Consider the following 10838-nt stretch of genomic DNA (forward strand, 5'->3'; position numbering starts at 1 on the left):
GCCCGCCAGTTCGGCACCATGCCAGTCAAGAAACGCCTTGTTGGCAAAGCGGTAGGGCTTGAACACCAGGTCCCAGCTGTTGGCGATGTCAGCGCTGCCGCCAAAACGCTCCTTCAGCATGTCCACGTTGTAGCCGATGCCGGTGGTGCCGATCATGTAAGGCACGCCGTACTTGTTGTCCGGGTCCTGGGTGGCGATGCGCTTCATCACCGACGGGTCCAGATTGGCCAGGTTCGGGATCCTGCTCTTGTCCAGCGGCAGGAACACGCCAGCCTGGATCTGGCGGCCGAAGAAGTTCAGCGTGGGCACCACCACGTCATAGCCGCTGTTGCCGGCCAGCAGCTTGGTCTCGACCATCTCGTCACTGTCGAACACATCGTAGGTCACCTTGATCCCGCTCTCCTTCTCGAAGTTCGGGATGGTGTCTTCGGCGATGTAATCGCTGTAGTTGTAGACGTTCAGGACCTGGCTGTCCTGTGCGCCACCGTTGCCACCGCCGCAGGCGGCCAGCAAGGCGGAGGCCAGGCCGAGCGTGAGGATACGCAGCTTCATCGGGTGCTCCAGAATGCGGAATGGGGGGAGGCCGGCAGGGCCGGCGACGGGTGCCAGCCTACCCCCCGGCGAATCATTCATCAATTCCGCGTCTTCACACGTTCAACAGCAGGAACTCACGCTCCCAGGAGCTGATGACGCGGAAGAACGTCTCGTATTCCTTGCGCTTGACCGAGATGTAGGCACGGCAGAAGCGTTCGCCCAGCAGCGCCTGCAGTTCGGCGCACTGTTCCAGGCCGTCCAGCGCCTCACCCAGCGAGCGCGGCAGGTTGTAACCCAGTTCCTTGGCGCTGCCGGTCACCGGGGCGTCCGGGGCCAGCCGCTCGCGGATGCCGAGCAGGCCGCAGGCCAGGGTCGCCGCCATCGCCAGGTAAGGGTTGGCGTCGGAACCGGCGAAGCGGCTTTCCACCCGCATGTTCTCCGGCGTGTCCAGCGGCACGCGCAGGCCGCAGGTGCGGTTGTCATAGCCCCAGTGCGTGTTGCTGGGGGACACCTCGCCAAACACCAGGCGCCGGTAGGAATTGACGTTCGGCGCGAAGAAGGCCATCGCCTGCGGAACGTACTTCTGCAGGCCGCCAAGATAGTGGCCGAACACCGGGCTGAACTCGCCTTCGCCATGGGTCTCGCCGGTAAACACGTTGCTGCCATCGCTCACCCGCACCAGGCTCTGGTGGATGTGCATGGCGCTGCCCGGCTCATTCTCCATCGGCTTGGCCAGGAAGGTGGCATACACGCCGTGGCGCATCGCCGCTTCACGCATGGTGCGCTTGAACAGGAATACCTGGTCGGCCAGGTCCATCGCATCGGCATGGGTGAAGTTGACTTCCAGCTGCGCCGCGCCGGATTCGTGGATCAGCGTATCCACATCCAGCTTCATCGCATCGGCGTAGTCGTACATCAGATCGAGGATGGGATCGAATTCGTTGACCGCATCGATCGAGTAGGACTGCCGCGCCGTCTCCGGGCGCCCCGAACGGCCGGCCGGCGGCAGCAGCGGGAAATCCGGATCGGTGTTCTTCTGCACCAGGAAGAATTCCAGCTCCGGTGCCACCACCGGGCGCAGGCCCAGTTCGGCATAGGCGGCCAGCACCCGGCGCAGCACGTTGCGCGGTGCCAGTTCGTGCGGTTCGCCGGTCTTGGTGTAGCAATCGTGGATCACCTGTGCGGTGGCATCGGCCGCCCACGGCACCATCCGCACCGTATCCGGATCGGGGCGCAGCATCATGTCCGAATCCGACGGCGAGGTCAGGTCATAGTAGTCATCGGGGAATTCGCCGGTGACGGTCGTGGCGAAGATGCCTTCAGGCAGCCGCGTTCCGTAGTCGTGCGAGAACTTGTCGGCGGGAATGATCTTGCCGCGCGCGTTGCCGGTGATGTCCGGCACCAGGCATTCGACCTCGGTGATGCGCCGCTCCTTCAACCAGCGCAGCAGGCTGCTTTCCTGCGGTGCCGGAGGCGTGGCCGTCTTGCGCGGGCGAGGTCGGGAACTCATCGGGAATCCACTCGTTTCTGTTGGTACTGCCGGCAAGCTTGGCCGAAAGCACGGAAAATAGCGTGATAGAAGGGCGCCTGCATGACACGCCATTCCGGGTGCCACTGTACGCCGAGGACGAAGCGATGGCTGCGGCTGCGTGCGGCCTCGACCAGGCCATCTTCAGCCCAGGCTTCCACCTGCAGGCTGTGCGCCAGCCGGGCAACGCCCTGCCCGTGCACGGAATTGACCTGCGCCCGGTCGCTGCCTTGCCACTGCGCGAGCCAGCCACCATCGGCCAGCGTGACCGCATGCGCCGGCCCATACTGCGCTGCCACCGGTGCCTGCGGATCCTCACGATGGTCGGCCAGGCCCGGCACCGCCTGCACCTGCGGGTGCAGGCTGCCGCCCAGGGTCACATTCAATTCCTGGAAACCGCGGCAGATGGCCAGCACCGGCAGGTCCAGCGCCAGCGCCGCCCGCAGCAATCCGAAGGCATTGGCATCGCGTGCCGGATCATGAAGGTTGCCCGGCCAGCTGCGGCCTCCTTCATAGTGCTGCGGCGCGATGTTGCTGACCGCACCGGTCAACAGCAGCCCATCCAGGCCCTGCAGCCACGCGTCGGCCGGTAGAGGCGGCTGCAGACTGGGCAGCACCAGCGGAGTCACCTCGGCCGCATCGACCAGTGCGCGCACGTACTTTTCGACGGCCACCGCAAAACGGTGATGGCCGAGCACGGTGCTGTCGGTGGGAAGGCCCACCCAGGGCAGGCGACGCATGGGAAAACTCCTTGGCGTTGACGGCAAAGTAACCGCCGGCGCGCGCAGGCGGCAAGTCGTCGCCGTCACACCCCAGCGGTCGTGCATCGGCCAGACTATGCCGGTGAACAGCGATCATCCTCCCGCGCCCTGCCCCGCCGCCCCGCACCCGCGAGGACGGCGGTGAGCGCGGAATTTCCGCCCAGCTGGTACGCCGGCAGCCTGCCCGAGCCGGCTGCCCTGCCCCCGTTGCAGGGCCATGTGCAGGCCGATGTGGCGGTGCTCGGCGCAGGCTACACCGGCCTGACCGCCGCCCTTGAGCTTGCCCTGCGTGGCTACCACGTGGTGCTGCTGGAAGCGCAGCGCATCGGCTGGGGCGCGTCCGGGCGCAATGGCGGGCAGGCGCTGGTCGGCTATGGCTGCGAGGTGGATGAGCTGGAACGGCAGCTCGGCCGCGACGACGCCCGCCACCTGTTCGACTGGTCGCGCGAGGCCGTGCAGTCGATGCGCCAACGCATCGCGCGCCACGGCATCGACTGCCACTGGGTGGAAGGCCATGCCAGCGTAGCGATCCGCGCACGCCATGAACGCGGCCTGCGGGCCAGCTGCGAACACCTGCAGCGCCACTACGCGTACCCCATGCAGTGGTGGGAACGCGATGCCCTGCGCGCGCAGTTGGACAGCCCGCGCTACCGCGCTGCGATGTTCGACCCGCTCAGCGCACACCTGCATCCGCTGGCCTACGCACGCGGCCTGGCCGATGCCGCCCGTACGGCAGGCGTGATCATCCACGAACATTCGCCGGTCACCCGCGTGCAGCGCGGTACGCAGGCGATGTTGCACACGGCGCGGGGCAGCGTGCGTGCCGCGCAGCTTGTGGTCGCCGGAAACGCCTGGCTGCAGGGGCTGCTGCCGGAACTGGAGCGCCGCATCATGCCGGTCGGTACCTACATCGGCGCCAGCGCGCCGCTGGGCGCCGAACGTGCACGGCAGCTGATCCGCAACGACATGGCGGTGGCCGACACCGCGTGGGCGCTGGACTATTTCCGCCTGAGCCATGACCACCGGCTGCTGTTCGGTGGCCGGGCCAGCTATTCCGCACTGCCGCCACCGGGACTGCGCGGGGTGATGCAGCGGCGCATGCACGGGGTCTTCCCGCAGCTGGCCGATGTGGCCGTGGAACAGGTCTGGGGCGGCTATGTGGACATCACCCGCAACCGCGCCCCGCACTGGGGCCGGCTGGGCGGCAACCTGTTTTTCGCGCAGGGCTTTTCCGGGCACGGCGTGGCCGCCGCAGGGCTGGCCGGTGAGGTGATCGCGGCCGCGATCGATGGCCAGAGCACGCGCCTGGATGTGTTCCAGCGCCTGCAGCACGCGCCCTTTCCCGGAGGTCGGTTGCTGCGCACGCCGCTGCTGGTGGCGGCGATGTCGTGGTACAAGCTGCGGGACGCGCTGTGGTAATGGAATTGCCTGCCCATCATCCCGTCATCTGCACCCACCGATACCGTTTCAGTACTGAATGACCGCAGCCGTTCCCGGCGCAGGCTGGCATCGGCAAGTCACAACAGTCGTGTGATGACCTTCTCACTTGTGAATTCGGAGGCTGTGCCGATTGCATATTCGGACGCCTGCCGATACCGTCGGTTCAATCGGACCCGGGGCGAATGGAAGCTGGCAGGGCACGTACACAGGAAGGGGAAGTACGATTGAACTGGTGGAATGAAGGCCTGCAGTTGAAATTGCGCGTCCATCCGGCAGGACTTGCGCTGGCTGCGCTCTACGCGATCGCATGCTGGGCCACCCGCCAGCTTTCCCTGGACCAGTTCTATCTGCCCGCGGGGGTCCGCGTTGCCGTAGTCCTCCTTTGCCCGCCGCGGTTGTGGCCCTACCTGCTGCTGGGCGAGTATGCCTACTTCGCGCAGATGCGCGTGCCCATGATCGAGAAGTATGGACTGGCCTGGGTGGTACTGGGTTCGACCTTGTTGATGCCGGCCGTCATGTTGATCGTGCATCTGCACCGAAGGTTCATGACCACCAGCAGGAACGCGTGGCTTATCTCCGTTGCCGCGTCATGTGCCGTAGTGGTCACATCAATGAACCTGCTGCTGGCGCACCTGCTGTGGCCGGTGCCTCCGGCGATACCTGTTCTTGCCAGCATCGCGCGCCTGGTGGTCGGCGATTTCATCGGCATCCTGACGCTTGCGCCTCTGGCGCTGCTGTGGATCCGTCGAAACGACCACGCCGCGTGGAGCTCGGGATTCGTCCTTCAGACAGGGGCAGCAGTCGCCTTGATGATCCTGTTGGGGCTCTACGCGCAGCACCTGCCGCTGGGCGAGGTGAACGCCAAAACATCCATACAGCTGCTGATGGCCATGCCGGTAGTGGTGATGACCTGCCTGTATGGCTGGCGCGGCGCAGCCATCGGCGTTCCATCCCTCAACCTGATCATTGGGCTGTCCACGCCCAGCCCGTATACCGGCGCTTTTGATGCAGCCGCCTTCGCAACCCAGCAGATCATGGCGACAACCGGTGTTGCGTTGCTGGTGCTGGGATCACGTATCTCTCATTACTATCATCGCTCGCGCCTGGGTGAAGTGGGCGAACGCGATGCACTCAGGCACGCGCGCAACTCTCTGGTCGCAAGCGAGCTGGACCTTCGTGAGCGCGCGCGCCATCTCAGGAAGCTGGGCGATGGTATCGACACCTCGCTTGGCGAGGTCGCAAACTGGCTCAGCGCACAAGGGCACCCATCCGTTGCCAATCGTCTCCTGCACGTGGCTTCGGTTCATTCGCGTCAGTTTCGCGAACAGACAAGCATGGTTTATCCGGCAGCATTGGAGCATCTGGGACTGTACGTTGCGCTCCAGGCAGGCGGCGTCCGCGAAGCCTGGGACCTGAGCCATCGAGTCATGCGCCCGCGCCTGGTCGGCGACCCGTGCCAGCTCGGCGTCGGCATGCAGCTGGCAGCCTACCGCGCGCTCAACGATGCGGTTTCCCTGCTGCTCAACAACGAAACAGGCCAGATCCAGGTGCGCGCGCGCTGCGGCAGGAGCGGTTCGCACCGCGGCATAGTGATGACTGTTGCATTGCTGGACGGTTACCGCGTGCTGTCACCGGAAACACGTGATGCTGCCATTGAACGCTTGGCGGGTCGTGCGATGGCGTATGGCGGGTCGGTACAGCCACGACGCAATCGGCTGAGGATTGTACTGATCGAGACGGGCGCACCGACCTCCCTCATGGCATTCCATCCTGTGAACCACAGCGCATCCGTCGACGGGGAACAGCCACAGGCCCGCGCCTGAAGCAGGACGGCACCGCAACGCCACGGCACCGTCCCGCCTGCATCACCTGCTGCTCAAGGCGTCTCTACCGACCAGATCACTTCATCGCCACTGCGGTAGCGGACCAACGAGAAGTCGCTTGCCTGGTAGACCGGGGACCGGACGGCACCGGCAGGCACGCTGATACGCTGATCGGGCATTGACACTTTCGCCGCGTTGCTGCCGGCAGGCAGCGCGAAGTAGGCCCCCCCTGCATTGCCGATGATCAGCTGCACGTTACCCACGAGGTCATTGACCTGCAGGTAGGTCACGCCATCACGCTGGAATCCATACAGCAACCACGCCGGATCCTGGCTGAGGTTCACAGCCAGCGGCGCCGACTGACCCAGTCCCGCAGTCGCCAGCGGCTTTCCGTGAAAATCCGAGGGACCTCCCGCGTAGGCGGGCACTACGGCAAGCATCATGAGTCCAGCAGCTGCACCATAACGTAGGAATCGCACAGTGACCTCCAGGTTGAAGTTGATGTCGGGAACCTCAGCGCGATACTAACCGCTTCGCGGTCGGCGTATGGCGCTCGGCGGAAACATTTACCGCGTTGGCCTAAAGTTTCCCCCGAAACCGCCGCTAATCGTCCCGAGCGCCCCTCCCTCACGTGAGCCTCCGCATGCCCGTCCCGCCACAGGTCGTTGTCGATGGCGACCTGGCCGATTCCCTTCCGCAGCGGATCCTGCTGGTGGAAAATTCACGTGCGTTTACCTGCATGCTGCGCGAAGCCATTGAACAGCGCCTGGAACTGCCGGTGGTGGTGGCCTCCACCCTGGCCGAGTCCGGCCGCCTGCTCAGCGACGAAGGAGGCTGGTTCCTGGTACTGACCGGGCTGGTGCTGGCCGACGGCGACCGCGATGCGGTGGTCGAGTTCTTCCTCGAACGTGACCTGCCTACCGTGGTGGTCAGCAGCGTCTATGACGAGGACCTGCGCAAGCGTGTCCTTCAGCAGCAGATCATCGACTACGTGCTGAAGAACACGCCGGGCAGCATCGATTACCTGGTGTGGCTGGTGCAGCGGCTGGAACGCAACCGACGCATCGCCGCGCTGGTGGTGGACGATTCGCCCTCGGCCCGCGGCTATGCCGCCGCGCTGCTGCGCATGTATGGCCATGAAGTGTTCGAGGCCGCCGATGGTGCCCAGGGGCTGGCCGCGATCGAAGCCCACCCGGCCATCCGCCTGGCAGTGGTCGACCAGGAGATGCCGGGCATGCAGGGTGTTGAATTCACCCGCCGCCTGCGCACCCTGCGTTCGCGTGACAAAGTGGCGGTGATCGGCATTTCCGGCAATACCGATGCCTCGCTGATCCCGCGCTTCCTGAAGAACGGGGCCAACGACTTCCTGCGAAAGCCTTTCTCCCGCGAGGAATTCTTCTGCCGGGTCTCGCAGAACGTGGACCAGCTGGAACTGATCGGCACGCTGCAGGATCTGGCCACCCGCGATTTCCTCACCGGCCTGCCCAACCGCCGCTGCTTCCTGGAACAGAGCCAGCGCCAGCTGCCGCAGCTGCAACTGCACGGCCAATGCGTGGCAGTGGCGATGATCGACATCGACCACTTCAAGCACATCAACGACACCTACGGCCATGAAGCCGGCGACGATGCGCTGCGCGCAGTGGCACGTGTGGTGGGCGACCATGCGCGCAGCCAGGACCTGATCGCCCGCTTCGGCGGCGAAGAGTTCTGCCTGCTGGTGCCGGACATGGAGCAGGATGCCGCCATGGCCTACTTCGAGGAGCTGCGCCAGCGTATTGCCGCGCTGGAGGTCGACATTGGCACAGCCACGCTGCGCATGACCGTCAGCATCGGCCTGTGCTGCCTGCGCCCGCAGCGCGATGCGCTGCACCGGCTGATTTCCGAGGCCGACCGCCAGCTGTACCTGGCCAAGGCGGCCGGCCGCAACCGGGTCAGCTGCACCACCGTGGCCGGTCCGCTGCGCCCGCGCGAAGCGGGGATGGCCGCCCCGCTTTGATCCAGATCAACGCCGCCTGGGCGCGGCGGTCCTACAGTCGCCCCCGACACAAGAATGAAGGGGGAGCCGGGGATGGCACTACTGGTCTGGCAGGACGATCTGAACATCGGCATCGATGTGATCGACCAGCAACATCGACGCATCGTGGACATGCTCAACCACCTGCACGTGGCCCAGGCAGGGCTGCAGACGGCGGTGGTGGCCGAAGTGATCGACGAAGTGGTGGACTACACCATGTCGCACTTCGCGTTCGAGGAAGAACTGATGGAGGAAGCCGGCTATCCGTTCTGTGCCGCGCACAAGCGGGTGCATGAGATCTTCATCAAGCGCGTGGCCGAGTATCGCCTGCGCTTCCAGGCCGGCGAAGACATCACCGACGAGCTGCGCACGATGCTTTCAAGGTGGCTGTTCAACCACATCCGTGGCGATGACCAGGCCTACGCCGAACAGGTCAAGGCGCACCTCAACCAGTTCGCCCGCGAGCATCAGAGCGGCGGTTGGCTGGGCCGCACGCTCAAGCGGATCTTTGGCTGAGCTGGGCGCGCCGCTGCAGGGCCAGCAGCGCACACAAGGTGGCCACTGCGGTCAGGCACAGGTAATAGCCGACCGCGACCAGGCCGAACCGCTCGGCCAGCCAGGTGGCCAGGTAGGGCGCAGGTGCCGCGCCGAGAATGCCCGCAAGGTTGAACGACAGTGATGCGCCGGTGTAGCGCACCTCCACCGGATAGATCTCGGCCAGGAACGTGCCACACGGTCCGTAGGTCAGGCCCATCAGGAACAGGCCCAGGCACAGGAAAGTGAACACCAGACCCGGGCTGTGCGCTTGGAACAGCGGTGCGAACAGGATGCCGAAGCCAAGGATCAACAGGCTGGCGAACACCATCGTGCGGCGCGTGCCCCAGCGGTCGCCGTAGCGCGCCGACAGCGGGATGCCAGCTGCGAAGAACAGCATCGCGCCCATCTGCATCAGCAGGAACTGTTCGCGGCTGTAGCCCAGTACCGCCGTGCCGTGGCCAAGGCTGAACACCGTCATCAGGTAGAACAGCACGAAGGTAGCGAACGCGCCCAGCGTTCCCAGCAGCATGGGCAGCCAGTGGTCACGCAGCACCGTCCACATCGGCAGGCGCACGGGGGCCTTGCGCTCCAGCGCCTGCTGGAAATCGGGGGTCTCGTGGATGTTCAGGCGCACCCACAGGCCCAGCCCGACCAGCAGCGCGCTGGCCACGAAGGGAATGCGCCAGCCCCATTGCAGGAAGTCCTGCTGGCCCAGGCAGCGCCCCAGCAGCAGGAAGATGCCGGCCGACAGCAGGAAACCCAGCGGCGCGCCCAACTGCGGGAACATGCCGTACCAGGCGCGCTTGCCCGGCGGTGCGTTCTCGGTGGCCAGCAGCACCGCTCCACCCCACTCCCCGCCCAGCCCCAGACCCTGGCCGAAGCGGCACAGCGCCAGCAGTGCAGGGGCCCACAGGCCGATCTGCGCGTGGGTGGGCAGCAGGCCGATGGCTACCGTGGACAGCCCCATGGTCAAAAGCGCCGCCACGAGTGTGGCCTTGCGACCGATGCGATCACCGAAATGGCCGAAGACGGCCGAGCCCACCGGGCGCGCGATGAAGGCCACCGCAAAGGTCGCCAGCGACTGCAGGAGAGCCGCCTGGTCGCTGCTTTCCGGGAAGAACAGGTGCGGGAACACCAGCACCGCTGCGGTGGCGTAGATGTAGAAGTCGAAGAACTCGATGGTGGTGCCGATCAGGCTGGCCAGCAGGATACGGCTGGGAGAATTCACGGGCGGTGCGGCGGCAGTGATCGAGGACATCGGCAAGGCGTGGAAGGCGGACCGACCGATTCTGCCACGCGCGGGCGGCCTGCCGGGACGATGGTTTCAGCCGACACCGATGCCAACGGAATTTTTCTGCGGGGTGGTTACGCTGCGCCACCGGTCCCCGCATGGATGCTTCGCCGATGGCCCCTGTGGTTGCGTTGCGCTGGTCCGATTCACCACAGGTACCGCGTACGGTGGCCTGGCTGGTTGTGGTGCTGCTGCATGCCTTGCTGGGCGCATGGCTGTGGCAGAGCGGCCGGCTTGATCCGCTGGCGAGGGATGAAGACCGCATTGGCCTGCGCTGGTTGCCGCCGGTGCCACGGCCCGTGGATGACCGTGTCGCACCTGAGACTGCTTCCGCCGCGCCACCTGCCGCGCGTCCGACCAGCCACGCGGTACGCGCCGAAACGTCTCCGGAACTGGCGGAAAGCGACATTCCAGCGGAGACCATGCCCCTGCGGCTGGGCCTGCCGGCCGACGGCATCGCCGGCGGTGATGGCATCACGGCGTGGGGCGTCGCACCGAAGCTGATCGGCCGCCGCGAGGTACACGCTGCGTTCGCGCCCCGGCGCCACCACTTCCGCATCCGCAGGACCATGACGCCCGAGCAGATCGTGCAGGGGGCAGCGCAGTTGCTGGGGACCTGGCCACCAGGCTACATCGTCGATCCCTGCGCGCTGGGCAGGCAGGACATGGAATACTTCCAGGGCGCGGTGGAGGAGATGGACCGGCAGGCGCTGCGCGAAGCGGTGCGGGTGGTGAGCGAACGCTGCCGGTAGCGTCAAGCTTGCTCGACTGCTTTTCGCGGAGAGCGGCCGAGCATGGGCTCGGCTCTACAGAAAAGCGGAGAGCGGCCGAGCATGGGCTCGGCTCTACAGAAAAGCGGAGAGCGGCCGAGCATGGGCTCGGCTCTACAGAAAAGCGGAGAGCAGCCGAG

General features: G+C 65.8%; 10 protein-coding genes. 5 read left to right on the plus strand and 5 right to left on the minus strand.

Annotation, left to right across the window (positions count from 1 at the left end):
- From ACQKDV_RS12070 to ACQKDV_RS12080, 3 genes are all read right to left on the minus strand, one after another.
- Positions 1 to 552 (minus strand): extracellular solute-binding protein (locus tag ACQKDV_RS12070; RefSeq protein ID WP_427783972.1); only part of this gene is annotated, 552 nt, incomplete at its 3' end.
- A 94-nt stretch (positions 553 to 646) separates the two neighbouring features.
- The gene (locus tag ACQKDV_RS12075; RefSeq protein WP_324808521.1) at positions 647 to 2044 is read right to left on the minus strand and encodes a glutamine synthetase family protein; all 1398 of its coding nucleotides are present in this window, start codon (positions 2042 to 2044) and stop codon (positions 647 to 649) included.
- Positions 2041 to 2802 carry a gamma-glutamyl-gamma-aminobutyrate hydrolase family protein gene (locus ACQKDV_RS12080; RefSeq protein ID WP_427783973.1) on the minus strand — a complete coding sequence of 254 codons (762 nt, stop codon included), beginning with the start codon at positions 2800 to 2802 and terminating at the stop codon, positions 2041 to 2043. The genes ACQKDV_RS12075 and ACQKDV_RS12080 overlap by 4 nt, the downstream gene beginning before the upstream one ends.
- A 162-nt stretch (positions 2803 to 2964) precedes the next feature.
- Here ACQKDV_RS12080 and ACQKDV_RS12085 point away from each other — a divergent pair, with 162 nt between their 5' ends.
- Entirely contained in the window at positions 2965 to 4242 is a 1278-nt protein-coding gene (locus ACQKDV_RS12085) for an NAD(P)/FAD-dependent oxidoreductase (protein ID WP_427783974.1), read from the plus strand.
- Between the two features lie 203 nt (positions 4243 to 4445).
- Positions 4446 to 6086 carry an MASE1 domain-containing protein gene (locus tag ACQKDV_RS12090; protein WP_427783975.1) on the plus strand — a complete coding sequence of 547 codons (1641 nt, stop codon included), beginning with the start codon at positions 4446 to 4448 and terminating at the stop codon, positions 6084 to 6086.
- 53 nt (positions 6087 to 6139) lie between these two features.
- Here ACQKDV_RS12090 and ACQKDV_RS12095 read toward each other — a convergent pair whose 3' ends face one another.
- Complete coding sequence (locus ACQKDV_RS12095) at positions 6140 to 6529, minus strand: hypothetical protein (RefSeq protein WP_427783976.1); 390 nt, start codon at positions 6527 to 6529, stop codon at positions 6140 to 6142.
- Positions 6530 to 6729: 200 nt separating this feature from the next.
- Here ACQKDV_RS12095 and ACQKDV_RS12100 point away from each other — a divergent pair, with 200 nt between their 5' ends.
- Both ACQKDV_RS12100 and ACQKDV_RS12105 read left to right on the plus strand, forming a co-directional pair.
- Positions 6730 to 8082, plus strand: coding sequence for a diguanylate cyclase (locus ACQKDV_RS12100; protein ID WP_427783977.1), 1353 nt, complete (start codon positions 6730 to 6732; stop codon positions 8080 to 8082).
- A gap of 72 nt (positions 8083 to 8154) precedes the next feature.
- Complete coding sequence (locus ACQKDV_RS12105) at positions 8155 to 8616, plus strand: bacteriohemerythrin (RefSeq protein WP_427783978.1); 462 nt, start codon at positions 8155 to 8157, stop codon at positions 8614 to 8616.
- Here ACQKDV_RS12105 and ACQKDV_RS12110 read toward each other — a convergent pair.
- Positions 8597 to 9895: an MFS transporter gene (locus ACQKDV_RS12110; protein ID WP_427783979.1), complete on the minus strand. Its 1299-nt coding sequence runs from the start codon at positions 9893 to 9895 to the stop codon at positions 8597 to 8599. The genes ACQKDV_RS12105 and ACQKDV_RS12110 overlap by 20 nt on opposite strands.
- 146 nt (positions 9896 to 10041) lie before the next feature.
- Here ACQKDV_RS12110 and ACQKDV_RS12115 point away from each other — a divergent pair, with 146 nt between their 5' ends.
- Entirely contained in the window at positions 10042 to 10680 is a 639-nt protein-coding gene (locus tag ACQKDV_RS12115) for a hypothetical protein (RefSeq protein WP_427783980.1), read from the plus strand.
- Positions 10681 to 10838: the final 158 nt, after the last annotated feature.

Source organism: Stenotrophomonas sp. NPDC077659, from assembly GCF_050268705.1.
Lineage (GTDB): Bacteria > Pseudomonadota > Gammaproteobacteria > Xanthomonadales > Xanthomonadaceae > Stenotrophomonas.

What these genes read in the sequence shown, in the direction of transcription:
- ACQKDV_RS12080 (WP_427783973.1), bottom strand. Translation starts at nt 2,802, where the DNA reads ATGCGTCGCCTGCCCTGGGTGGGCCTTCCCACCGACAGCACCGTGCTC.
- ACQKDV_RS12105 (WP_427783978.1), top strand. Translation starts at nt 8,155, where the DNA reads ATGGCACTACTGGTCTGGCAGGACGATCTGAACATCGGCATCGATGTG.
- ACQKDV_RS12095 (WP_427783976.1), bottom strand. Translation starts at nt 6,529, where the DNA reads ATGATGCTTGCCGTAGTGCCCGCCTACGCGGGAGGTCCCTCGGATTTT.
- ACQKDV_RS12075 (WP_324808521.1), bottom strand. Translation starts at nt 2,044, where the DNA reads ATGAGTTCCCGACCTCGCCCGCGCAAGACGGCCACGCCTCCGGCACCG.
- ACQKDV_RS12090 (WP_427783975.1), top strand. Translation starts at nt 4,446, where the DNA reads ATGGAAGCTGGCAGGGCACGTACACAGGAAGGGGAAGTACGATTGAAC.
- ACQKDV_RS12115 (WP_427783980.1), top strand. Translation starts at nt 10,042, where the DNA reads ATGGCCCCTGTGGTTGCGTTGCGCTGGTCCGATTCACCACAGGTACCG.
- ACQKDV_RS12110 (WP_427783979.1), bottom strand. Translation starts at nt 9,895, where the DNA reads ATGTCCTCGATCACTGCCGCCGCACCGCCCGTGAATTCTCCCAGCCGT.
- ACQKDV_RS12100 (WP_427783977.1), top strand. Translation starts at nt 6,730, where the DNA reads ATGCCCGTCCCGCCACAGGTCGTTGTCGATGGCGACCTGGCCGATTCC.